Source organism: Streptomyces sp. NPDC048664, from assembly GCF_040650555.1.
Lineage (GTDB): Bacteria > Actinomycetota > Actinomycetes > Streptomycetales > Streptomycetaceae > Streptomyces.
Window position 1 is genome coordinate 121,509 of sequence record NZ_JBEZHK010000020.1, and the last position, 23,618, is coordinate 145,126.

Genomic DNA, 23,618 nt, shown 5'->3' on the forward strand with positions numbered 1-23,618 from the left:
CGACGGCACGACTGACCGACCTGCTGTCCCGCCCGGAGGATTCATGACCCCGCCCACCGCCTCTCACGATCCGTACGCAGAGCCGTACGGGGACGAGGGCGACCAGCCGCTGGTCCGTCCGTACGCGATGACTGGCGGCCGGACCCGGCCGCGCTACCAGCTCGCCATCGAGGCGCTGATCAGCACCACGGCCGACCCGGCCCAGCTGATGGGACTGCTGCCGGAGCACCAGCGGATCTGCCACCTGTGCCGCGAGGTGAAGTCGGTGGCCGAGGTGTCGGCCCTGCTCGCCATGCCGCTCGGTGTGGCACGGATCCTCGTCGCGGACCTCGCGGAGGCCGGACTCGTCGCGATCCACCAGCCGGGCGGCGACGACAACGCCGGCGGCGCCCCGGACGTGACACTGCTCGAAAGGGTGCTCAGTGGACTTCGCAAGCTCTGACACGGGCCGGGCGACCACCTCGGCCAAGATCGTGGTGGCGGGCGGCTTCGGCGTGGGCAAGACCACGTTCGTGGGCGCCGTCTCGGAGATCAACCCGCTGCGCACCGAGGCCGTCATGACGTCCGCTTCGGCGGGCATCGACGACCTCACCCACACCGGGGGGAAGACCACCACGACGGTGGCGATGGACTTCGGTCGCATCACCCTGGACCAGGACCTGATCCTGTACCTGTTCGGCACCCCCGGCCAGGACCGCTTCTGGTTCATGTGGGACGACCTGGTCCGCGGCGCGATCGGTGCCGTCGTCCTGGTCGACACCCGGCGTCTGGCCGACTGCTTCCCGGCGGTCGACTACTTCGAGAACTCCGGGCTCCCCTTCGTGGTCGCCCTCAACGGTTTCGACGGGCATCAGCCCTACAACCCGGAAGAGGTGCGCGAGGCTCTGCAGATCGGTGCGGACACCCCGATCATCACGACGGACGCCCGTCACCGCGCGGACGCCAAGAGTGCGCTGATCACGCTGGTCGAGCACGCCCTGATGGCCCGGCTGCGGTAGATCAAGTCGTCGTCTCCGTACGGCAGTTGTCGTAGATGTGCGGAAGCCGACTGTGGCGTTTGACACGGTCGGCTCCGCTGTTCATAACGTTTCGACAGAGATATCCGCGGGCATCGACACGCGTCGCGGTCGACTGATGCCGCTGCGTTCACGAAAGCCCCGCCTTTTGGCGGGGCTCGCTCTTTATGACCGTTTTATCTGGTGGTTCGTGTCAGCGGAATGCTCGGTTCCGAGTGTTTGGCATCAGCAGGCTGACGTGCTGAAATTCCTGAACTGCCCAGGAGTCAAGGACGTACATGTCTCAGACAGGGCTCTGGAGACACCGCGGCACGACGTAGGTGCCGTCGCCGAGAGGTTGTTGGTCGAGTGAGGCGAAGCAAGAACGGTCCCGAGCCGTCGGCACGGGGCAACTTCACCCCGCCGCCGCGCGGAGCGGCGCCCGCACAAGTGTCTGGACCGGAGCCGGCCGCGCTCCCGCCCAGTGGCAGTCGCTTCTCCCCCCGCAACTGGCGGGTGCCTGCCAAGCTGAACGCCATTCTGCTGATCCCCGTCCTGGTCGGCCTCGTCATGGGCGGCTTCCAGGTGAAGAGCTCGATCGACACCTGGCAGGAAGCCCAGGACGCGGAGGCCACCGCCCGTCTGGTCCAGGCGTCGCTGTCCTACGCGGACGCCCTCTACCAGGAGCGTGACGTCTCCGCCGCTCCGCTGCTGCGGGGCAAGGACGAGACCGCCGAGGACAAGGCGACCGTCAAGAACGTCCAGGCGGCCACGGACAAGGCGGCCGAGACCTTCGACGCGGCGGCCAAGAACATGCCCCGCAAGCCGGGTCTGGTGCGCCGTCTGTCGATCTTCCGCGAGTCCGAGACGAAGCTGCCGGCGCTGCGCCAGGCCGCGTACACCTCGAAGCTGAAGGGCGTGGCGACCGAGGAGGGCTACGTCGACGTCGCCCACCCGCTGATGGAGTTCGCCAACGAGCTGGGCCTGGGCACGGGCAACATCACCAGCTACGGCCGTACCGTCTACGCCATCTCGCTGACCAAGGCCGCGCTCTCCCTGGAGCGCTCCATCGGCATGCACCTGCTGATCAAGCCGGGTCCGGACGCCGACCAGTTCGGCAAGCAGCGGGTCTCCCTGTCCTCGTACGCCTACCTCGAGGGCATCGCCTCCGAGGAGTACATCGGTGGCGGCACCGAGGCCGACGGCCGCAAGCTCGACGACGCCAAGGTGAAGGTCCAGGCGGACGCCAAGGCCCTCGCCGAGCAGGCCGCCGCCGCGGCGCAGCAGAAGGGCGAGACGTACGTACCGCCGCCCTCCGGCGCCACCGGCATGGTCAGCGCCCTCGCCACGATGCCCTCCCCGACCCAGTCGGCCGTCGACGGGCTCGCGCAGAAGGGCGTCACCCCGCAGAACTGGTGGGCGGTCAACACCCTCAAGTACAACGCCTACCGGCAGATCGAGTCGGACCTGGCCGACAAGGCCGTGACGGACGCCTCGACCATCTCCGACGACGCCAAGCAGTCCGCGATCGTCACCGGCGCCATCGTCGTCATCGCCCTGCTCGCCGCGTTCATCCTGGCCGGTCTCATGGCCCGCCAGATGAGCCGCTCGATGCGCCAGCTGCGCAACGCCGCCTTCGGTGTCGCCGAGCAGCGCCTGCCGATGCTGGTCGACCAGCTCTCGCGCACCGACCCCGGCCGGGTGGACACCCGGGTGGCGCCGATCCCGATCGCCTCCACGGACGAGATCGGCGAGGTCGCGAGGGCCTTCGACCAGGTCCACCGCGAGGCCGTCCGGCTCGCCGCCGAGCAGGCCCTGCTGCGGGGCAACATCAACGCGATCTTCACCAACCTGTCGCGCCGCAACCAGTCGCTGATCGAGGGCCAGCTGACCCTGATCACCGACCTGGAGAACAACGAGGCCGACCCGGACCAGCTGGAGAACCTCTTCCGTCTGGACCACCTCGCGACCCGTATGCGCCGCAACGGCGAGAACCTCCTGGTCCTCGCGGGCGAGGAGCCCGGCCGCCGCTGGGACCAGCCGGTCCCGCTGGTCGACGTCCTGCGCGCCGCCTCCTCCGAGGTGGAGCAGTACGAGCGCGTCGAGCTCTCCGGCGTCCCGGAGGCCGAGATCCACGGCCGCGCCGTGACCGACCTCGTGCACCTGCTCGCCGAGCTGCTGGAGAACGCCACCACGTTCTCCTCCCCGCAGACCAAGGTGCGGGTCACCGCGACCCGTCTGCCCGACGGCCGCGTCATGATCGAGATCCACGACAAGGGCATCGGCCTGACGGCCGAGGACTTCGCGGACATCAACCACAAGCTGGCCAACCCGCCGAGCGTGGACGCCGCGATCTCCCAGCGCATGGGCCTGTTCGTGGTCGGCCGGCTGTCCGACCGGCACGGCGTCCGCGTCCAGCTGCGCCCCTCGGGCGAGCAGGCGGGCACCACCTCGCTGGTCATGCTCCCGGACGCCATCACCCACGGCGGTGGCGGCGAGCAGCCGATGGAGCGCGACGAGTTCACCGTCTCGCAGATCATCCCGGAGCAGCAGGGCTTCCAGGCGGCCGAGAGCTTCGACGGGCAGCCGATGCGGACGGCGGCGGAGCTGGGCTTCGACGACAGCCGCTACACCGAGGTGCCCGACGACCTGCGGGACCTGGACCCGGTCGGCCGCTCGCTGGTGCGCGAGGAGCGCCGCGCGGCCCTGGAGGCCCAGACGCACGGCCAGACGCCGGACCAGCCGCAGCTGGGGCAGGGCCACAGCCGCCCGCAGGAGGACGGCGAGCGCTCGGCGCAGTCCTACCAGGACGGCTTCGAGCCGCGGCAGCCCTCCTACGGCAACGGCCAGCACGCGTACGACGAGCAGCAGACGGCCTACGACCAGCAGTCCTCCTACGACCAGCAGACGGCCTACGACCAGCAGTCGGGGTACGGCCGGCAGGCCGGGTACGAGGAGCGGCAGCAGCCGTCGTACGACGAGACGTACTACCCGCAGAACGGCGGTGCGCAGGGCAACGGCAACGGTCTGCGCGACGGCGGCCCCCAGGGCGGCGGTCTGCCGCAGGGCGACGCCTACCCGCCCGCCGGCGGCTACCCCGAGCCCGCCTACGCGGAACCGGCTCAGGACAACCACCGCTCAGGCCGCTCCCACGCCTCCGAGTCGTTCTCGCCCTTCGAGGAGCAGTCGCGGGCGTCCTACCAGGACGACTGGCCTCAGCAGAACGGCTACCAGGGCTCCTACCGTGCCGATCACGCTCCGGATACGGAATCCCGGCAGGCTCCTGACGCGGGTGAGCGGGACCGCGTAGGCTTCGACCGTCCGGGACCGGCCTCCTCCGCCGCCCACGATCTGACCGACGCCGGTCTGCCCCGCCGCGGCCACGCGGCCGACGGCTCCACCGGCCGACAGCAGCCCGTGCAGCAGGAGCCCGCACCGGCCACGGAGCAGGGCGACTCATGGCGCTCCGCCAACGACGAGCGGTGGCAGCAGGCTTCGCAGCTCCGCAAACCCAAGGCGGGCGGTGTCACCTCTTCCGGTCTGCCTCGACGGGTGCCCAAGGCCAACCTGATCGAGGGTGCCGCTGAGACGACCCCGCAGGGAGGCCCCCAGGTCTCCCGTGCTCCCGAGGACGTGCGGGGCAGGCTGAGCAACCTGCGCCGGGGCGTCCAGCGGGGGCGCACCGAAGGCAGTGAAACGAACGGCCAGGGCTTCGGTCCTGACAGCACCTACAACCAGGAGCGTTAGTGTGAGCCCGATGAGCCAGGCGGCGCAGAACCTGAACTGGTTGATCACCAACTTCGTGGACAACACCCCAGGGGTGTCGCACACGGTGGTGGTCTCCGCCGACGGACTCCTTCTGGCGATGTCCGAAGGCTTCCCGCGCGACCGGGCCGACCAGCTCGCCGCTGTCGCGTCCGGTCTGACCTCGCTGACCGCGGGTGCGTCCCGCATCTTCGAGGGTGGCGCCGTGAACCAGACGGTTGTGGAGATGGAGCGGGGATTCCTGTTCCTCATGTCCATCTCCGACGGTTCCTCGCTCGCGGTTCTCGCACACCCCGAGGCGGACATCGGCCTCATCGGGTACGAGATGGCGCTTCTGGTCGACCGAGCCGGCACGGTCCTGACTCCGGACCTTCGTGCGGAGCTTCAGGGAAGCCTTCTCAACTAACAGACGGACGGTGCGTGCAGGCGTTCCGGGGCCGTAAGGTTTCGGGACGCGGCATCCACGAGTTGCATGCCCGGCGCAGTAGGAGGAGGAGAGAACGTGGCAACACCCCCAGGCGGTTCGTCCGCGGGTAACTGGCCCTACGGCCCCGGCCAGGGGCAGGGGCAGGGCGAGCAGAACCTGTACGGCTACCCCTCAACTCCGCGGCGTCAGCCGTACGCGTCCCAGGGCCCCCAGGGCCCCGGTCCCTCGCCGTACGACCAGCCGCCGGCGCCGCGCATCCAGCCGGTGCAGCCGCAGCGCCGAGCACCCGAACCGGCGCCTTCGGGATCGTCGAACAATCCTCTGGTGCGTCCGTACGCCATGACGGGCGGCCGTACCAGGCCCCGCTACCAGCTCGCCATCGAGGCGCTGGTGCACACCACCGCTCAACCGCATCAGATGCAGGGGCAGCTGCCCGAACATCAGCGGATCTGCCATCTGTGCCGGGAAATCAAGTCGGTGGCCGAGATCTCGGCCCTTCTGACGATCCCTCTCGGCGTGGCCAGGATTCTCGTCGCCGACTTGGCGGAGGCGGGCCTGGTCGCCATTCATCAGCCCGGCGGCGACGAGAACGCCGGCGGTCAGCCAGACGTGACACTGCTCGAAAGGGTGCTCAGTGGACTTCGCAAGCTCTAGCGGCGGTCCTTCCCGCTCCACCACCTCCGCGAAGATCGTGGTGGCGGGCGGCTTCGGCGTGGGCAAGACCACGTTCGTCGGTGCCGTCTCGGAGATCAACCCGCTGCGCACCGAGGCCGTCATGACGTCCGCTTCGGCGGGCATCGACGACCTCACCCACACGGGGGACAAGACCACCACCACGGTGGCCATGGACTTCGGCCGCATCACCCTGGACCAGGACCTGATCCTGTACCTGTTCGGCACCCCCGGCCAGGACCGCTTCTGGTTCATGTGGGACGACCTGGTCCGCGGCGCCATCGGGGCGATCGTCCTGGTCGACACCCGGCGTCTGGCCGACTGCTTCCCCGCGGTCGACTACTTCGAGAACTCCGGGCTCCCCTTCGTCATCGCCCTCAACGGCTTCGACGGCAACCAGCCGTACAACCCCGACGAGGTGCGCGAGGCGCTCCAGATCGGCCCCGACACCCCGATCATCACCACGGACGCCCGTCACCGCGCGGACGCCAAGAGCGCGCTGATCACGCTGGTCGAGCACGCCCTGATGGCCCGCCTGCGGTAGCCGTCGCCTGATCGACACGACTGAGGGCCCCTCCTTCAAGGAGGGGCCCTCAGTCGTCGTACCACCGGGAGCGCGGGGCTCCCGGGCGAGGCTACGCGTGCCAGCTGTGCGGGGCCCGGAACCCGGGCTCGCGCTCCAGCCGGCGCCAGCCGGCCTTGGGCCGGCCCCGGTGGCTCTGCGCGGCGGCGGGCGCCTGGGCCGCGGCCCGCGCCAGGAGGATCGCCGTGATGGCGGCGACTTCCTCGGGCTCGGCATGGCCCTTCTCGACGCGAATGTCAGGGGTGCTCATAGGTGTCAGTCTCCGTGAGGAAGAGGTCCGCGGGATTGCCGCGAGGGATCCGCTCGGTTACTGCGGAGGGTTGCCGTGCTTACGCGAGGGCAGGTCGGCGTGCTTGGACTGCAGCATCGCCAGCGACCTGATCAGGACCTCGCGGGTCTCGGCGGGATCGATGACGTCGTCCACGAGGCCGCGCTCGGCCGCGTAGTAGGGGTGCATGAGCTCGGACTTGTACTCCTTGACCATGCGTGCCCGCATCGCCTCGGGGTCCTCCGCGCCGGCGATCTGGCGGCGGAAGATCACGTTGGCCGCGCCCTCGGCGCCCATCACCGCGATCTCGTTGGTGGGCCAGGCGAAGGTGAGGTCCGCGCCGATGGACTGGCTGTCCATGACGATGTAGGCGCCTCCGTACGCCTTGCGCAGGATCAGGGAGATCCGGGGCACGGTCGCGTTGCAGTACGCGTACAGCAGCTTGGCCCCGTGGCGGATGATTCCACCGTGCTCCTGGTCGACTCCGGGGAGGAAGCCGGGGACGTCCAGGAAGGTCAGGAGCGGGATATTGAAAGCGTCACACATCTGGACAAAGCGCGCAGCTTTTTCCGACGCCTCGATGTCCAGGACGCCCGCGAGAGTCTGCGGCTGGTTGGCGATGATGCCCACCACCTGGCCGTCCAGGCGGGCCAGGGCGCAGATGATGTTGCGCGCCCAGCGCTCGTGGATCTCCAGGTAGTCGCCGTCGTCGACGATCTCCTCGATGACCTTGGCCATGTCGTACGGCCGGTTGCCGTCCGCCGGGACCAGGTCGAGCAGCACGTCGCCGCGGCGGTCGGCAGGGTCGCCGGCCTCCGCGCGGGGCGGGTTCTCCCGGTTGTTCTGCGGGAGCATCGACAGCAGGTACCGCACCTCGGCGATGCAGGTCTCCTCGTCGTCGTACGCGAAGTGGCAGACGCCCGAGGTCTCGGCGTGCACGTCGGCGCCGCCGAGCCCGTTCTGGGTGATCTCCTCACCGGTGACGGCCTTGACCACGTCCGGGCCGGTGATGAACATCTGCGAGGTCTCGCGGACCATGAAGACGAAGTCGGTCAGCGCCGGGCTGTAGGCCGCGCCACCGGCGCACGGGCCGAGCATCACGCTGATCTGCGGGATGACACCGGACGCCTTGGTGTTGCGCTGGAAGATGCCGCCGTATCCGGCGAGCGCGCTGACGCCCTCCTGGATGCGGGCACCGGCGCCGTCGTTCAGGGACACCAGGGGCGCCCCGGCCGCGATGGCCATGTCCATGATCTTGTGGATCTTCGTGGCGTGGGCCTCGCCCAGCGCGCCGCCGAAGATGCGGAAGTCATGGGCGTAGACGAAGACCGTGCGGCCCTCCACCGTGCCCCAGCCGGTGATGACACCGTCGGTGTACGGCTTCTTGGCCTCCAGGCCGAACCCGGTCGCCCGGTGCCTGCGCAGCTGTTCGACCTCCTGGAAGGACCCCGGGTCCACGAGCAGCTCGATCCGCTCCCGAGCGGTCAGCTTGCCCTTGGCGTGCTGCGCCTCGGTCGCCTTCTCGCTGGGCCCGGCCAGGGCCCGCGCCCGCATCTCGTGCAGTTCGGCGACCCGCCCGCGCGCGTCCGCGGGCTCGCTCCCGGAACCTACAGCCTCATCCAAAACGGTCATGTAGCGACCATACGAAGTCCGCCGAGCAAACCGGGCCGTCGACTCCGTACAGTCTCCGGCCCGTTTTCCTGGTACCCCTGAACAGAACCCGGACCACATGCAGCCGATCTGACTGCCCAGGGGGCCCGCACGTTGTAGGGCTCCCACAAAGCGCCGGGCGCCAGGGGCCCCGCATTCTCCGGGGCGAGCATGCCATCCGTGGAGTGACACGGCACCCGAACGGCGGCGGATCACGTGACCCGGACAACAGTCGGTCCAAGATGTTGAAACTTTAATGGAATGGCTCTACGGTCGGTGGTGTCGATGTCGTTGAACATTGAACATCTGCTCACCTCCGTCCCCTCAAGGAGCACCCCATGGGATTCTTCGGCCGCAAGAACAGCAGCGACACCGCCACCGCCACCGCGGTGAACCCCGACCTCGCCGCGCTCTCCGGCGTCTACACCATCGACCCGTCGCACACCACGATCGGCTTCGTGGCCCGCCACGCCATGGTCACCAACGTCAAGGGCGGCTTCCTCGACTTCGAGGGCACCCTGAACCTGGACGGCACCGACCCGTCGCGGTCCACGGCCTCCCTCGACGTCACGATGGACAGCATCGACACCGGTTCCGCCGACCGTGACGGGCACCTCAAGAGCGCCGACTTCTTCAAGACCGAAGAGCACCCCAGGATGACGTTCCGCTCCACCAAGGCCGAGGCCCTGGGCGGCGACGACTACCGCGTCACCGGCGACCTCACGATCCTCGGCACCACCAAGCCGCTCACGATCGACCTGGAGTTCAACGGCGTCGCCAAGGACCCGTTCGGCAACGAGCGCGCCGGCTTCGAGGGCAAGGCGGAGCTGCTCCGCTCGGACTGGGGCCTGACCTGGAACGCGGCTCTGGAGACGGGCGGCGTCCTGGTCTCCGACAAGATCAAGCTGGTCTTCGACATCTCCGCCATCAAGCAGGCCTGACGAGAGCCCGCCACCGCGGCACCGAGCGCGCCCGCCTTCCCTCACGGAAGGCGGGCGCTCGTCGTCCACAGGATTCCGCGTTCGCGAGACCGATGTCACAGGGAGTTACTAGAGTGGAGCGGTAGGTGAGCCGTAGTCCTGGACCTTACGGCTCGACCATGAGGGTTCGTGGTGCGAACGGGGGAACGTCAGACGCATGCGATCGGGGAAGACGACAAGGCCCAAGAAGGTCGGCGCGTGGCACGCGGTGGGCGCGCTGCTGGCGTTCCTGCGGAAGAAGGCGGGGCTCACGCAGGAGCAGTTGGCCGAGATGGCCCACATCTCCACCGAAACGGTGGCGTCCCATGAGCAGGGGCGCCTGGCGCTCCAGACGGACCGCGCCGAGCTGTTCGACGATCTGCTGAGCACGGGCGGGGCGTTGGCGGTCACGGTGACCAAACTCCCGGTGCGGGAACGGATCGTGCAGTTCGCGCAGGGGTTGGTGGAGCATGAGCAGGAGGCGGTGAGCATCCTGTCGTACCAGGTACAGATGGTCCATGGGTTGCTTCAGACCCGGGACTACTGCCTGGCGGCCTTCGAATCACGCTATCCCGCCATCGAGAGCGAGACGGCAGAGCAGTGGGTGAACGCCCGTATGGAGCGGCAGTTGATCTGGCAGCGAGGGCGGCCGCCCATCGGTCACTTCGTCATGGAGGAGAGCATTCTGAGGCGGGAGGTCGGTGGTCCGGACGTGATGCGCGATCAAGTCCGTCAGATCCTGGAGTACACCGAGCCGGCTCACATGAGCTTTCAGATCATGCCTATGGCGCAGATGCCGCACGCTGGGCTCGCAGGCCCGATGACCCTGCTGGAAACACCCGATCACGACCGTCTGGTCTACCTGGAGGCACAGCGCGCGAGCTTCCTGGTGGATGATCCCGAGGAGGTCAGCGACTACCACCTGAAGTATGGAATGCTGCGGTCTCAGGCACTCTCTCCTGACAAGAGCGTGCGTCTCTTGAAGGAACTGCTAGGAGACCGATGAGCACCGCGCACACGTGGTTCAAGTCCAGCTACAGCAGCAACGAAGGCGGCGAATGCCTGGAAGCGGCCTACGCCTGGCGCAAGTCCAGCTACAGCGGCAGCGAGGGCGGCAACTGCCTGGAAACCGCCTACGGTTGGCACAAGTCCAGCCACAGCAGCAACGAGGGCGGCAACTGCGTCGAGGTCGGTGTCACCCCGGCCACCATCCACATCCGTGACTCCAAGGTGCCCGACGGCCCGATCCTCTGTGTCTCCTCCGCCATGTGGGGCGAGTTCCTCGGCGGCGTCGCCCGCGGCTGAGCGGGTCAGAAGCCTCCGCCGAAGTCGCCGCCGTCGCCTCCGCCGAAGTCCCCTCCCCCGCCGTCACCGAAGCCGCCGCCGAAGTCGCCGGGGTCGAAGTTCGTGCCGGACTGGTCGCCGCCGCCGAAGTCGCCGTACCCGGAGCCGTAGTCCTGCCCGTAGTCGGCGCCGTACGCCGGGGTGGACAGGGCACTGCCGAGCAGCGTGCCGACCAGGAGGCCCGGCAGCATGCCTCCGCCGAAGTAGCCGCCCGCCCAGGGGCCGTAGGCCGGGCCCGCGTCCCAGTACGGGCGGCGGCCGTGGTCCGTGTCCACCTCGCGGATCAGGGGGTCGCGGCCGTCGGCCAGCCGGGCCTGGTCCGCCGCGCAGACCGGGACCTCGCGCGGTGCGCCGCCCTGGGGCGTCCAGGTGGCGTCGGCGACGGAGGGCCCGTGACGGGGGTCGAAGAAGCACGGCGCCCGGCGCTCCGGCAGGGGCCTGCCCTCGCGGCGGGCCGCGAGCGTCGCCAGACTGAAGCGCCCGTCCTCCAGCGCCTGGGTCACGCCCTTGACGTCCTCGGGCCGCTGCGCCGCGGCCATGAACGACTTCGCCTGCTCGTAGGAGTCGAGGGCCCGCTCGTAGTCCGCGCGCATGGCGTCGTCCGCGCCAGGCTCCCCCGGGTGGAAGTCGAGCCGGTCCAGTTCCTCGCCGAAGGCGGTGATGTCCTCGTCCACGACGACCCGCAGCCGATCCAGCGCCGCCCGCTGCTCCTCGTCGCGCCGGCGCCGGGAGCGCCGTACCAGCGCGTAGCCGCCCGCGCCGGCGGCGACCAGGACGGCGGCGGCGGTGATCAGGCCGGTGGAGGACACCCCGTGCTCCTGCCCCGAGCCGCCGCCCCAGCCGGAGGGGGCGTGGCCGCGGATGTTGGCGAGGGCACGGTCGGTGAAGTCGCTCAGCTGGTTGGTGGCGGACTCGCCCCGGACGCTGGCGGCGAGGTTGCGCACGGCGGTGCGCGACATGACGGAGGAGTCGGCCCGGGCGTCGAAGCGGTCGCCGAGGCGGACGCCGTACAGGCCGGTGATGCCGGTGGCCGCGCGCAGGTCGCTGAAGAGGTTCCGGGTGGGGAATCCGGCGGGCAGGACGGCGATGAAGACCGGCTTGTCCGCGTCCTTGATCTTCTTCGCGAGCGCGTCGGCGTCCGCGGCGGACAGCTGCCCGGACGCGGCCGGATCGACGTACACCGGGCTCTTGCGCAGGGCCGCCGCGACGGCGGAGACGCTGGTGTCCGCGTGCGCGGAGGTCGCCCCGGTGGACAGGACCGTCAGTGCCACCATGACCAGGGCGATCAGCGGGACGACGCATACGCGGGTGAGTGCTGCCCTCATACCTCCGACGCTACCCGAGGGCCCCCGGCACACGCCCGCCCAGGGGGCCTCGGCCCGCGTTCCCGCCGCCTACCGCGCGGGCTCCACGCCCGCGCGCAGCAGACCGTAGGTGTAGGCGTCCTGCAGCGCCTCCCAGGAGGCCGCGATGACGTTGTCGGCGACGCCCACCGTGGACCACTCGCCGGTGCCGTCGGAGGTGGAGATGAGGACCCGGGTGGTCGACTGGGTGCCGTGCCGCCCTTCCAGGATGCGGACCTTGTAGTCGACCAGCTCCAGCTTGGCGAGCTGCGGGTAGATCTTCTCCAGGCCGACGCGCAGGGCCTGGTCCAGGGCGTGGACCGGGCCGTTGCCCTCGGCGGTGGCGACGATGCGCTCGCTCTTGGCCCACAGCTTGACCGTGGCCTCGTTGGCGTGGGAGCCGTCGGGGCGGTCCTCCACGATCGCCCGCCAGGACTCGACCCTGAAGTAGCTGACGGGTCTGCCACCGGCCTCCTCGCGCAGCAGCAGCTCGAAGCTGGCGTCGGCCGCCTCGTAGGTGTAGCCGGCGAGTTCCCGCTCCTTGACCCGCCCGACCACCCGGCCGACCAGCTCCCGGTCGCCGCCGAGGTCGACGCCCAGTTCCTTGCCCTTGAGCTCCACGGAGGCGCGGCCGGCCATGTCGGAGACCAGCATCCGCATGGTGTTGCCGACCTGCTCGGGGTCGATGTGCTGGTAGAGGTCGGGGTCCACCTTGATCGCGGACGCGTGCAGGCCCGCCTTGTGCGCGAACGCCGACAGGCCCACGTACGGCTGATGGGTGGAGGGCGTCAGGTTGACCACCTCGGCGATGGCGTGCGAGACGCGCGTCATCTCGCGGAGCCGGCCCTCGGGCAGCACCTTCTTGCCGTACTTCAGCTCCAGGGCGGCGACCACCGGGAACAGGTTGGCGTTGCCGACGCGCTCGCCGTAGCCGTTCGCCGTGCACTGCACGTGGGTGGCGCCCGCGTCCACGGCGGCGAGGGTGTTCGCCACCGCGCAGCCCGTGTCGTCCTGGGCGTGGATGCCGAGCCGGGCGCCGGTGTCCGCGAGGACCGTCCCGACCACGGCCTGGACCTGGGCGGGCAGCATGCCGCCGTTGGTGTCGCACAGGATGACCACGTCCGCGCCCGCCTCGGACGCCGCCCGCACCACCGCCTTCGCGTACTCGGGGTTGGCGCGGTAGCCGTCGAAGAAGTGCTCGCAGTCCACGAAGACCCGGCGGCCCTGCTCCGTGAGATGGGCGACCGTGTCGCGGACCATCTCCAGGTTCTCCTCCAGCGTGGTGCGCAGGGCGAGCTCCACATGGCGGTCGTGGGACTTCGCCACCAGGGTGATCACCGGGGCGCCCGAGGCGAGCAACGCCTTGACCTGCGGGTCCTCGGCCGCCTTGCCGCCGGGGCGGCGGGTCGCGCCGAAGGCGACCAGGCGTGCGTGCCGGAAGTCGATCTCCTCCTGGGCGCGGGCGAAGAACTCGGTGTCCCTCGGGTTGGCGCCCGGCCAGCCGCCCTCGATGAAGCCGACGCCGAAGTCGTCCAGGTGCCGTGCGATGGCCAGCTTGTCGGCGACGGTGAGGTTGATGCCCTCGCGCTGCGCGCCGTCGCGCAGGGTGGTGTCGAAGACGTGGAACGAATCGTCGAGGTCGCTGGTTGGCGTCATGGTCTCAAGGCTCCTGTGTGGGATCTCGGTCTACCGGAATGACCGGCTCCACCGCCCCCATGGTCCCTCGCGCAGGTCTTCCGGCTGAAGGTGGGCCGGAAAACGAAAAACCTCTCGCGGGTGCGAGAGGTTTGCGCGCGGGTCGAGGACGACGGTGGCCGCCTGTACGTGGTCGTACGGGGCGGTCACTGCGGACCGGCGCGCCTGCTGCCGATAATCATGGCGAACGAGGGCACGGGGGGAGTTTGACACAGTTCGCCTCCGGCGGGGGCGGGTGTCTCAGGATACGGTCGCCCGTGGACGGCCTGTGCGAACACGTACGTGGACATCTGCGGGCCCGTCGTGGCTCGTCGCGCAGTTCCCCGCGCCCCTGCCGGGCGCGTGCCCGGCCCTTACGTCGACGTCTGCGGGTGCGTCGTGGCTCGTCGCGCAGTTCCCCGCGCCCCTGAAGCGCGCTCCGCGCGCATCACAGGCGCGCGCGTCGCAACGCACGGCAACCCCCTCAGGGGCGCGGGGAACTGCGCGAGCGGCCACGACGGGCCCGCGCGCTGTCGCGTACAGGAACCCACCCGGCAGGGGCGCGGGGAACTGCGCGAAAGCGGCGGCGCGGCCGGCGCGCCCCGAGGCCGGGTCAGGTCAAGTCAGGTCAGGTCAGGCGGTGCATCCAGTGGTGGGTGTCGGGGGTGACGCCCCGCTGGAGGTCCAGGAGGGCCTCGCGCAGGCGCATCGTGACCTGCCCGGGCTCACCCCCCGACTGCTTCCACTCCGCCCCCGCCCGCGCCACCGCACCCACGGGAGTGATCACCGCCGCCGTCCCGCACGCGAACACCTCCGTCAACGTCCCGTTCTCCGCGTCGGCCTGCCACTGGTCGACGGAGACCCGGCCCTCCTCCGCCTCGTACCCGAGGTCACGGGCCACCGTGAGCAGGGAGTCACGGGTGACGCCCTCCAGCAGCGACCCGGTCAGGGCCGGGGTCACGATCTTGTCGCCGTACACGAAGAACAGGTTCATGCCGCCGAGTTCCTCGACCCACGTGTGCTCCACGGCGTCGAGGTAGCAGACCTGGTCGCAGCCCTTGGCCGCCGCCTCCGCCTGCGCGAGCAGCGACGCCGCGTAGTTGCCGCCGGTCTTGGCGTCGCCCACGCCGCCGGGGACGGCGCGGACGCGGTCCTCGGAGATCCAGATGGAGACCGGCTTGACCCCGCCGGGGAAGTACGCCCCCGCCGGCGAGGCGATCACCAGGAAGAGGTACTCGTTGGCGGGCTTGACGCCCAGGCCGACCTCCGTGGCGATCATGAAGGGCCGCAGGTAGAGGGACTGCTCGCCCCCGTGCGCGGGCACCCACGCCTGGTCCTGCTGGACCAGGAGGTCGCAGGCCTCCAGGAACGTCTCCACCGGCAGCTCGGGCATCCCGAGGCGGTGCGCGGAGCGCTGGAAGCGCCGGGCGTTCATCTCCGGGCGGAACATCGCGACCGAGCCGTCGGGCTGGCGGTACGCCTTGAGGCCCTCGAAGATCTCCTGCGCGTAGTGCAGCGTCATGTTCGCGGGGTCGAGCGAGAGCGGGCCGTAGGGGACGAGCTGGCCGTCGTGCCAGCCCCTGCCCTCGGTCCACTTGATGGTCACCATGTGGTCGGTGAAGTGGCGGCCGAACCCGGGGTTGGCCAGCATGCCCTCGCGCTCCGCGTCGGAGAGCGGGTGGGCGGAGGGCTTCAGCTCGATCGTGGGCGTCGTCATGTGTGGGTGTCCTTCACCGGTTGTGGAGACGGGCCGCGCCCGAGCATTCCCTCATATCGCGGCTCCTCGTTCGATTATCGCAAGCGGGAAACCGATGGTAGGTCTCCGGTGCGGCGCGCGGAGCCGGGATTCAAGGGTGGAAACGGGGTGAACGCGGACTTCTTGAACGGCATGCGAGAAGGCCGCCGGGTCGTGCGGCCCGGCGGCCTTCTCGATGGGTGAGCGGGCCGGCGGGTCAGCCGGCTACGCGTGCGGCGAGCGCGTCGCCGATCTCCTCGGTGGTGCGGGCGGGCCCGCCCGCGCGCTCGGCGAGGTCGGCGGAGACGGCGTCCTCGATACGGGCGGCCTCGGTCTCGTAGCCGAGGTGGCGCAGCAGGAGGGCGGCCGAGAGGACGGTGGCGGACGGGTCGGCCTTGCCCTGGCCCGCGATGTCGGGCGCGGAGCCGTGGACGGGCTCGAACATCGACGGGAAGTCACCCGAAGGGTTGATGTTGCCGGAGGCGGCGACGCCGATCCCGCCGGACACGGCGGCGGCCAGGTCGGTGATGATGTCGCCGAAGAGGTTGTCGGTGACGATCACGTCGAAGCGCTCGGGCTGGGTGACGAGGTAGATCGTCGCCGCGTCCACGTGCATGTACTCGGTGGTGACGTCGGGGAACTCCTGGCCGACCCGGTCGAAGATCTCCGTCCACAGGTGACCGGCGTGCACCAGCACGTTGTTCTTGTGGACGAGGGCCAGCTTCTTGCGGGGGCGGGCCTGGGCGCGGGCGTAGGCGTCGCGCACGACCCGCTTGATGCCGAAGGCGGTGTTGAGGGAGACCTCGGTGGCGACGGCGTGCGGGGTGCCGGTGCGGATGGTGCCGCCGTTGCCCGTGTACGGGCCCTCGGTGCCCTCGCGGACCACGACGAAGTCGATCTCGGGCTGGCCCGCGAGCGGGGTCGCGACGCCCGGGAGGAGCTTGGAGGGGCGCAGGTTGACGTGGTGGTCGAAGGCGAAGCGGAGCTTGAGGAGGAAGCCGCGCTCCAGGACGCCGGAGGGCACGGAGGGGTCGCCGATCGCGCCGAGCAGGATCGCGTCGTGCTGCCGCAGCTGCTCCAGGTCGGTGTCGGTGAGGGTCTCCCCGGTGGCGTGGTAGCGCCGGGCGCCGAAGTCGTACTCCCTGGTCTCCAGCTTCACGTCCGGCGGGAGGGCGGCGGAGAGGACCTTGAGCCCCTGGGTCACGACCTCCTGGCCGATGCCGTCACCGGGGATCACTGCGAGGTTGATGCTGCGAGACATGTCGGCACCGTACTCCTTGTCCCAGGGGATGACACGGCATGTCCGCATGGCGGACATGCCGTGCCGTCGTCGAGGGTGCGGCTCAGTGGCCCGTCTCGCCGCCGTTGTCGCGGCGGTCGAGGGCGCGCTGGAGCGCGGCGGCGGCCTTGGTGCGGTCGGTGTCGGTCGTACGGGAAGCGTGACGGACTCGGCGGCGTGCGGTCGTCTCGGCCATGGGAAATCGACTCCTTCAAGAGAAACCGGGAGTGCGGAAAAGGGGGAGACGCCGGAGGGCGGAGGAGCGGTGCCGCAGGGGTGACCTGCACAGGGCCCGGCTCCCGTCCGCATTCGCTGGATCGAGCGAAACGTTCGGCTTCTACCAAGCTAAGCCAGGACCGGGCATCTGTCGCCACGGTTACTCGGACTTCCTACTATCTGAGACGGCCGGACGAAACGGACACGCGGCGGCCGGGAACGAGACCGCCCCCGTCCCGGTGATCGAAACCGGGGCGGGGGCGGTGGTCGGCGGGGCGTCGGCCAGGTCAGCCCATGTGCGGGTACGTGTAGTCGGTCGGCGGGACCAGCGTCTCCTTGATGGCGCGGGTCAGCGTCCAGCGCATCAGGTTCTGCGGAGCGCCCGCCTTGTCGTTGGTGCCGGAGGAGCGGCCGCCGCCGAAGGGCTGCTGGCCGACCACGGCGCCGGTCGACTTGTCGTTGATGTAGAAGTTGCCGGCCGCGTAGCGCAGCTTCTCCATGGTGTACGCCGCCGCCGCGCGGTCGTTGGAGACGACCGCGCCGGTGAGCGCGTAGTCCGACACCGACTCCATCTGGGTCAGCATCTCGTCGTACCTGTCGTCCTCGTAGACGTGCACGGCGAGGAACGGGCCGAAGTACTCGGTGCGGAAGACCTCGTTCTCCGGGTCGCTGCACTCCACGACGGTCGGGCGCACGAAGTAGCCGACCGAGTCGTCGTAGGAGCCGCCCGCGACGATCGTGCAGGTCGGGTCCTCCTTGGCGCGGTCGATCGCGGCCTTGTTCTTGGCGAAGGAGCGGTCGTCGATGACGGCGCCGATGAAGTTCGACAGGTCGGTGACGTCACCCATGGTCAGGTGGTCGACCTCGGCCGCGAACTCCTCCTTGAAGCCCGAGTTCCAGATGGAGGCCGGGATGTAGGCGCGGGAGGTGGCGCTGCACTTCTGGCCCTGGTACTCGAAGGCGCCGCGGGTCAGCGCCGTCTTGAGGACCGCGCGGTCGGCGCTCGGGTGGGCGACGAGGAAGTCCTTGCCGCCGGTCTCGCCGACCAGACGCGGGTAGGAGCGGTACTTCTCGATGTTGTTGCCGACCGTCTTCCACAGGTACTGGAAGGTCTTGGTCGAGCCGGTGAAGTGGATGCCGGCCAGGTCGCGGTGCTCCAGGGCGACCTTGGAGACCTCGATGCCGTCGCCGGTGACGAGGTTGATGACGCCCTTGGGCAGGCCCGCCTCCTCCAGCATGCGCATCAGCAGCACGGCGGCGTGGGTCTGGGTCGGGGACGGCTTCCAGACCACCACGTTGCCCATCAGGGCCGGGGCGGTGGGCAGGTTGGCGGCGATGGCGCTGAAGTTGAACGGCGTGATCGCGTAGACGAAGCCCTCCAGCGGGCGGTGGTCCATGCGGTTCCACACGCCCGGCGAGTTGGCCGGGGGCTGCTCGGCCAGGATCTGGCGGGCGTAGTGGACGTTGAAGCGCCAGAAGTCGACCAGCTCGCAGGGGCTGTCGATCTCGGCCTGCTGGGCGGTCTTGGACTGGCCGAGCATGGTGGAGGCCGCGATGGTCTCGCGCCAGGGACCGGCCAGCAGCTCGGCGGCGCGCAGGATGATCGCGGCGCGGTCGTCGAAGGACATCGCGCGCCAGGCCGGGGCCGCGGCGAGGGCCGCGTCGATCGCGTCCTGGGCGTCCTGCTGGGTGGCGTGCCGGCCGGTGCCGATGACGGCCTTGTGGTTGTGCGGCTGCACGACCTGGAAGGGCTCGCCGCCACCCATGCGCTTCTCGCCGCCGATGGTCATCGGCAGCTCGGCGGGGTTCTCGGCCAGCTCCTTGAGCTTGGCCTCCAGCCGGGCGCGCTCGGGCGAGCCGGGGGCGTAGCCGTGCACCGGCTCGTTGACGGGGGCGGGGACCTGGGTCACAGCGTCCATGTGTTCCGTAACTCCTTGACTTGCGCGGTGTGGGTGGACGGGAAGGGGCGGGCTCAGCCCTTGCTGATCATCGAGCGGAGGAAGAAGCGGAGGTTCGCGGGCTTCTCGGCGAGGCGGCGCATGAAGTAGCCGTACCAGTCGGTGCCGTAGGCGGTGTACACGCGCATGCGGTGGCCCTCGGCGGCGAGCCTGAGGTGCTCGTCCCCGCGGATGCCGTACAGCATCTGGAACTCGTACTCGTCCAGCTTGCGTCCGGCGCGCCGGGCCAGTTCCTGGGCGACGGAGATCAGCCGGGGGTCGTGGGAGCCGATCATCGGGTATCCCTCGCCCTCCATGAGGGTCTTCAGGATGCGGACGTACGCCTTGTCGATCTCGGCCTTCTGCTGGTACGCGACCGACGCGGGCTCCTTGTACGCACCCTTCACGATACGCACGCGGCTGCCGTTGGCGGCAAGGCGGCGGGCGTCGTCCTCGGTGCGGTAGAGGTAGGCCTGGATCACGCAGCCCGTCTGCGGGAAGTCCCTGCGCAGCTCCTCGTGGATGGCGAACATCGAGTCGAGGGTGGTGTGGTCCTCGGCGTCCAGCGTGACGGTGGTGCCGATGGCGGCGGCGGCCTCCACGACGGGGCGGACGTTGGCGAGGGCCAGTTCGTGGCCGCCCTCCAGCGCCTGACCGAACATCGAGAGCTTCACGGACATCTCCGCGCGCGTGCCGAGGTCCAGCTCCTTCAGCCGGTCGATCAGCCTCAGGTACGCGTCGCGTGCGGCCGCGGCCTGCTCGGGGGTCGTGATGTCCTCACCGACGACGTCCATGGTGAGTTCGAGGCCCCTGCCGGTGAGGTCCTCGATGATCGGGACGACCTCGTCCACGGTCTCGCCGGGGATGAAGCGGTCGACGACCTGCTTCGTCACCGGGGCGGCCGAGATCAGCCGACGCATCCGGTCGCTGCGCGACGCGGCGAGAATCACGGGACCCAGCACGGGGCACCTCCACAAGGGCAACAGGAGGCCGATTCCCGACGATTCGGGTACGGCACGGAGAACCACCGTGAAACCTAGGGATCTCCTCGATGGTCTGCCATCGACAGCTGTCACGCATCCGTGCCCTGGATCTCAGACATCTGTATGAGAGGGCCGGGACAATGCGGGAGAATGCCCGTGTGGCGGATGTTTTCAAGGCGGCCCGGGGCGGCCGGAGCGACTACCAGGAGCTCGTGGACGAGATCTCGGCGCTGCTCGGGGCGCCCGCGACCCTGGAGAACCGCGACTTCGAGCTGATCGCGTTCGCCGCCTACGACAGCGACGGCGAGTTCGACGCGGCGTCCCTCGACCCGGTGCGCACCCGCTCGATCCTGACCCGGCGCTCCTCGGCGGCGGTGCGCCGCTGGTTCGAGGGCTTCGGCATCGCGCGGGCCACCGGGCCCGTGCGCATCCCGCCCACGCCGGAGGCGGGGGTCTCCCGGGGAAGAATCTGCCTTCCGGTACGCCATCGGGGTGTCGTCCTCGGCTATGTGTGGCTGCTGGCCGACGAACCGGGCCCCGCGGAGTCGCAGCTCTCGGCGGCGATGGAGATCGCCTCCCGGATCGGCGCGCTGCTCGCGGACGAGGTGCAGGCGGGCGCGGATCTGACCCGGGAGCTGCGCGCGGTGCTCACCGCGGAGCCGGGCTGGCAGCAGGAGATGGCGCTGGCCGAGCTGCGGACCGCGCTGGGCGCGCGCGCCGACGGTCTGCACACGGTGGTGTGCGTCGCCCCCTGGCCCACGAGCGGCGCGGAGGAGGCGCCGTCCGTGCGCACCCTGCCGGCCGCGACCGCGCTGTGCACGGTGCCGTGGGGCGTGCGGGGCGAGTGCCTGGCCGTGCTGGTGCGGCTGCGCTCGGCGCAGGTGCCGACCCCGGCGCTGGGCGTCGCCGAGCGGCTGCTGCGGGAGGCCGGGCCCGCGCCCGCGGCGGCCGGGGTGGCCGACGCCCGCGAGGGCCTGGCCGAGCTGGGCGCCGCCTGGCAGGAGGCGTCGGGCGCGGCCCGCGCGGCGCTGGCGGAGCCGGGGCTCGGCCCGGTGGCGCGGTGGACGTCCATCGGGCCGTACCGCCTGCTGACCTCCCTGCCCCGCCAGGGCGCACAGGACCCGGCCGTCCGCGCGCTGCTGACCCCCGCGCACCGCGAACTCGCCCACACCGCCGAGGTGTTCCTGGACTGCGCGGGCCAGGCGGGCCGTACGGCCGCCGCGCTCGGCATCCACCGGCAGACGCTGTACTACCGGCTGTCCCGGGTGGAGCAGCTGACGGGCCTGGACCTGGACGACGGGGAGGCGCGGCTGCTGCTGCACATGGCGCTGAAGCGGGCGCGGCTGTGAGCGGCGCACCGGCCGCCCGCGTCGGCGCCGCCCGGTCCCGGCCTCAGGTCCGGCTGGTGGCCTCGATGAAGCGGCGCACTCCCTCGGTGAGCCGCTCGGCGTCCGGGGCGGTCTTGGGGTCGAAGGTCCACAGGGCGATGAGACCGGTCATCAGCACCGTGTAGAAGGCGCCGAGGGTGTCCACGGTGTCGTCCGGGACGTCCTCCTCCCGGCCGCCCAGCATGAGCGCGACGAAGCCGCGGGAGCCGTCCCGCTGTGCGTGCGCCAGATGGTCGCGCACCTCGGGCAGTTGGTCCCCCATGACCACGATCTCCGCGCTGAGCCGCCACATGGAGCCGGGTTCGCGCATGGTGGCGACGATGTTCGACCACACCTCCTCGAACCGCGCCAGGGAACCCGGTGCGGTGCTGAACCCGGCGTCCTTGCCGCCCTCGCCGCCGAACGCCTCGGACATCCCCTCCACCAGGGACACATAGGCCTGCGCGAGCAGCGCGTCCTTGGACCCGTAGTGGTAGCCGATCGAGGCCAGGTTCGTCCCCGACTCCTTGACGATGTCGCGCGCGGTCGTGCGCACGAACCCCTTCTCCAGCAGGCAGCGCTTGGCGCCTTCCAGCAGATCCTCACGGTGTCCCATGCCGTCACCCTACCCCGGTATAGACAGCCGTCCTATACGCATGACTTACACAACCGTCTTAAACGTTCGTACTAGACAAGCGTTTAAGACGGTCGTACAGTCCTCGGCATGACGAACTCGACGAACACGAGCACCCGTTCGGGCACCGCTCCCGGTGCATGCGGCGGCGCACCGGCCCCCGCCGGCCGCCGGGAGTGGACCGCCCTGGGCGTCCTGATGCTTCCGCTGCTGCTGGTCTCCATGGACGTGTCGGTCCTCTACTTCGCGATCCCGGAGATCAGCGCGGACCTGCGGCCCAGCAGCACCCAGCAGCTGTGGATCTTCGACGTCTACGCCTTCGTCCTCGCCGGGCTGCTGATGACGATGGGCGCGCTGGCCGACCGCATCGGCCGCCGCAGGCTGCTCCTGCTCGGAGCCGCCGCCTTCGGCACCGCCTCCCTGGTCGCCGCCTACGCGGACAGTCCCGGGACCCTGATCGCGGCCCGCGCGGCCCTCGGTGTCGGCGGCGCGACCCTGATGCCCTCGACCATGGCGCTGGTCCGCTCGATGTTCACCGACCCGAAGGAGCGGGCGAAGGCCATCGCCCTGTGGTCCGGCGTCATGACCGGCGGCATCGCGCTCGGCTCGGTGATGAGCGGGCTGCTCGTCCAGTACTTCTGGTGGGGCTCGGTGTTCCTCGTCAACCTGCCCGCGATGGCCCTGCTCCTGGTGCTCGGACCGATCCTGCTGCCCGAGTCGAAGAGCCCCGCGACCGGTCGTTTCGACCTGATCGGCGTGCTGCTGTCGATGGCGGCCGTGCTGCCGGTGGTCTACGGCCTCAAGGAGATCCCGGCCGAGGGCTGGCACGTGCCGTACGTGGTGTCGGTGGCGGTCGGCCTGGTGTTCGCGGCGCTGTTCGTGCGCCGCCAGCGCACGGCGGCCTCCCCGCTCCTCTCACCGGACCTCTTCCGCGGCCGCGGCTTCGCCCCCGCCCTCACCCTGAACCTGGTCGCGTCCTTCGCCGTGATGGGCTCGGCCTACTTCACCACGCAGTACCTTCAGGCGGTGCTCGGCAAGAGCGCGCTGGAGGGCGCCCTGTGGTCCCTGCTCCCGTCGGTGCTGATCGGTGTCGCGGCGCCGGTGACCACGCAACTGGTCCACAAGGGCGTCGACCGGGCCCATGTCGTCGCCGGTGGCTTCGCGGTCGCCGCCTGCGGCTTCGGCATGCTGGCACTGGCCGGAACGGACGCGCTGTGGCTGGTGCTGGCCGGGGCGGGGGTGCTGGCCTCCGGGCTGGTCACCGTGATCTCGCAGATGACGGATCTGGCGATGGGCGCCGCGCCGGTGCGGAAGGCGGGTGCCGCCTCCGCCCTGATGGAGACGAGCGCGGAGTTCGGCGGAGCGCTCGGCATGGCGGTCCTCGGCTCCGTCGGCGTCGCGGTCTACCGCCAGGCCATCCCCGCCTCGGCCCCCTCCCCCGCGCACGAGACCCTGGGCGGCGCGCTCGCGGTCGCCCGGTCGCTGCCGGGCGGGGCGGGGGCGGACCTCACGGCGGTGGCACGTGAGGCGTTCACCAACGGGATGCAGACGGCGTCGGCGGCCGGAGCGGTCCTGCTGCTGGGGGCGGCCGCTTTGGCCGCGGCCACCCTGCGGGGCATCCGGGTGCGGGAGCACCAGGAGTAGGCGCGGCAGGACGACGACAAGGCGGCGGGGCCCGACCAGAGGAAGTGGTCGGGCCGGCGCAGTTCCTGATGTTCAGCTCGGCCGCGCTGGCCGAACTGGCCCTGGCCCCGCTGCCGCCGCGCCGCCTGCTCGCGGCGGGGATC

At 70.5% G+C, this 23,618-nt stretch carries 21 protein-coding genes; 11 read left to right on the forward strand and 10 right to left on the reverse strand.

Annotated features, from left to right (window positions below; all coding sequences use genetic code 11):
- Nucleotides 1–43 precede the first annotated feature (43 nt).
- The 6 genes from AB0C59_RS22205 to AB0C59_RS22230 all read left to right on the forward strand — a co-directional run bounded on the left by AB0C59_RS22205 (nucleotide 44) and on the right by AB0C59_RS22230 (nucleotide 6,403).
- The gene (locus AB0C59_RS22205) at nucleotides 44–442 is read left to right on the forward strand and encodes a DUF742 domain-containing protein (RefSeq protein WP_363007109.1); all 399 of its coding nucleotides are present in this window, start codon (nucleotides 44–46) and stop codon (nucleotides 440–442) included.
- Nucleotides 423–998 carry an ATP/GTP-binding protein gene (locus tag AB0C59_RS22210; RefSeq protein WP_363007111.1) on the forward strand — a complete coding sequence of 192 codons (576 nt, stop codon included), beginning with the start codon at nucleotides 423–425 and terminating at the stop codon, nucleotides 996–998. Before AB0C59_RS22205 ends, AB0C59_RS22210 begins: the two co-directional genes overlap by 20 nt.
- 366 nt (nucleotides 999–1,364) lie before the next feature.
- Entirely contained in the window at nucleotides 1,365–4,742 is a 3,378-nt protein-coding gene (locus AB0C59_RS22215; RefSeq protein ID WP_363007113.1) for a nitrate- and nitrite sensing domain-containing protein, read from the forward strand.
- Between the two features lie 10 nt (nucleotides 4,743–4,752).
- Nucleotides 4,753–5,166 carry a roadblock/LC7 domain-containing protein gene (locus AB0C59_RS22220; RefSeq protein ID WP_150472905.1) on the forward strand — a complete coding sequence of 138 codons (414 nt, stop codon included), beginning with the start codon at nucleotides 4,753–4,755 and terminating at the stop codon, nucleotides 5,164–5,166.
- A 96-nt stretch (nucleotides 5,167–5,262) separates the two neighbouring features.
- Complete coding sequence (locus AB0C59_RS22225; protein ID WP_363007115.1) at nucleotides 5,263–5,841, forward strand: DUF742 domain-containing protein; 579 nt, start codon at nucleotides 5,263–5,265, stop codon at nucleotides 5,839–5,841.
- A complete protein-coding gene (locus AB0C59_RS22230) occupies nucleotides 5,822–6,403 on the forward strand; it encodes an ATP/GTP-binding protein (RefSeq protein WP_026248371.1) in 582 nt (193 codons plus the stop codon). The genes AB0C59_RS22225 and AB0C59_RS22230 overlap by 20 nt, the downstream gene beginning before the upstream one ends.
- 91 nt (nucleotides 6,404–6,494) lie before the next feature.
- On the opposite strand, the gene AB0C59_RS22235 is transcribed toward AB0C59_RS22230, so the two are convergent.
- Nucleotides 6,495–6,692, reverse strand: coding sequence for an acyl-CoA carboxylase subunit epsilon (locus AB0C59_RS22235; RefSeq protein ID WP_363007117.1), 198 nt, complete (start codon nucleotides 6,690–6,692; stop codon nucleotides 6,495–6,497).
- A gap of 57 nt (nucleotides 6,693–6,749) precedes the next feature.
- The gene (locus AB0C59_RS22240) at nucleotides 6,750–8,342 is read right to left on the reverse strand and encodes an acyl-CoA carboxylase subunit beta (RefSeq protein ID WP_363007119.1); all 1,593 of its coding nucleotides are present in this window, start codon (nucleotides 8,340–8,342) and stop codon (nucleotides 6,750–6,752) included.
- A 356-nt stretch (nucleotides 8,343–8,698) separates the two neighbouring features.
- On the opposite strand from AB0C59_RS22240, the gene AB0C59_RS22245 reads away from it, so the two are divergent.
- The 3 genes from AB0C59_RS22245 (at nucleotide 8,699) to AB0C59_RS22255 (ending at nucleotide 10,624) form a co-directional block, all read left to right on the forward strand.
- On the forward strand, nucleotides 8,699–9,301 hold the full coding sequence (locus tag AB0C59_RS22245) for a YceI family protein (protein ID WP_363007121.1): 603 nt from the start codon (nucleotides 8,699–8,701) through the stop codon (nucleotides 9,299–9,301).
- 196 nt (nucleotides 9,302–9,497) lie between these two features.
- The gene (locus tag AB0C59_RS22250) at nucleotides 9,498–10,325 is read left to right on the forward strand and encodes a helix-turn-helix transcriptional regulator (protein WP_363007123.1); all 828 of its coding nucleotides are present in this window, start codon (nucleotides 9,498–9,500) and stop codon (nucleotides 10,323–10,325) included.
- A complete protein-coding gene (locus AB0C59_RS22255; protein WP_363007125.1) occupies nucleotides 10,322–10,624 on the forward strand; it encodes a DUF397 domain-containing protein in 303 nt (100 codons plus the stop codon). Before AB0C59_RS22250 ends, AB0C59_RS22255 begins: the two co-directional genes overlap by 4 nt.
- A gap of 5 nt (nucleotides 10,625–10,629) precedes the next feature.
- Here the strand turns inward: AB0C59_RS22255 and AB0C59_RS22260 are convergent, their stop codons facing one another.
- The 7 genes from AB0C59_RS22260 to AB0C59_RS22290 all read right to left on the reverse strand — a co-directional run bounded on the left by AB0C59_RS22260 (nucleotide 10,630) and on the right by AB0C59_RS22290 (nucleotide 19,809).
- Nucleotides 10,630–11,988, reverse strand: a complete 1,359-nt coding sequence (locus AB0C59_RS22260) for a hypothetical protein (protein WP_363007127.1) — start codon at nucleotides 11,986–11,988, stop codon at nucleotides 10,630–10,632.
- A gap of 69 nt (nucleotides 11,989–12,057) precedes the next feature.
- A complete protein-coding gene (gene cimA, locus AB0C59_RS22265; RefSeq protein WP_363007129.1) occupies nucleotides 12,058–13,662 on the reverse strand; it encodes a citramalate synthase in 1,605 nt (534 codons plus the stop codon).
- Nucleotides 13,663–14,308: 646 nt separating this feature from the next.
- Nucleotides 14,309–15,397, reverse strand: coding sequence for a branched-chain amino acid aminotransferase (locus tag AB0C59_RS22270; protein WP_363007131.1), 1,089 nt, complete (start codon nucleotides 15,395–15,397; stop codon nucleotides 14,309–14,311).
- 235 nt (nucleotides 15,398–15,632) lie between these two features.
- A complete protein-coding gene (locus tag AB0C59_RS22275; protein WP_363007133.1) occupies nucleotides 15,633–16,676 on the reverse strand; it encodes a 3-isopropylmalate dehydrogenase in 1,044 nt (347 codons plus the stop codon).
- 82 nt (nucleotides 16,677–16,758) lie between these two features.
- Nucleotides 16,759–16,890, reverse strand: coding sequence for a hypothetical protein (locus tag AB0C59_RS22280; RefSeq protein ID WP_363007135.1), 132 nt, complete (start codon nucleotides 16,888–16,890; stop codon nucleotides 16,759–16,761).
- A gap of 307 nt (nucleotides 16,891–17,197) precedes the next feature.
- Complete coding sequence (gene pruA, locus AB0C59_RS22285) at nucleotides 17,198–18,829, reverse strand: L-glutamate gamma-semialdehyde dehydrogenase (protein WP_363007137.1); 1,632 nt, start codon at nucleotides 18,827–18,829, stop codon at nucleotides 17,198–17,200.
- A gap of 53 nt (nucleotides 18,830–18,882) precedes the next feature.
- Complete coding sequence (locus AB0C59_RS22290; RefSeq protein ID WP_363007139.1) at nucleotides 18,883–19,809, reverse strand: proline dehydrogenase family protein; 927 nt, start codon at nucleotides 19,807–19,809, stop codon at nucleotides 18,883–18,885.
- A 161-nt stretch (nucleotides 19,810–19,970) separates the two neighbouring features.
- On the opposite strand from AB0C59_RS22290, the gene AB0C59_RS22295 reads away from it, so the two are divergent.
- Nucleotides 19,971–21,179, forward strand: coding sequence for a helix-turn-helix domain-containing protein (locus AB0C59_RS22295; RefSeq protein ID WP_363007141.1), 1,209 nt, complete (start codon nucleotides 19,971–19,973; stop codon nucleotides 21,177–21,179).
- A 43-nt stretch (nucleotides 21,180–21,222) separates the two neighbouring features.
- On the opposite strand, the gene AB0C59_RS22300 is transcribed toward AB0C59_RS22295, so the two are convergent.
- The gene (locus AB0C59_RS22300; RefSeq protein ID WP_363007143.1) at nucleotides 21,223–21,813 is read right to left on the reverse strand and encodes a TetR/AcrR family transcriptional regulator; all 591 of its coding nucleotides are present in this window, start codon (nucleotides 21,811–21,813) and stop codon (nucleotides 21,223–21,225) included.
- Nucleotides 21,814–21,921: 108 nt separating this feature from the next.
- On the opposite strand from AB0C59_RS22300, the gene AB0C59_RS22305 reads away from it, so the two are divergent.
- Entirely contained in the window at nucleotides 21,922–23,475 is a 1,554-nt protein-coding gene (locus tag AB0C59_RS22305; protein ID WP_363007145.1) for an MFS transporter, read from the forward strand.
- Nucleotides 23,476–23,618 lie beyond the last annotated feature (143 nt).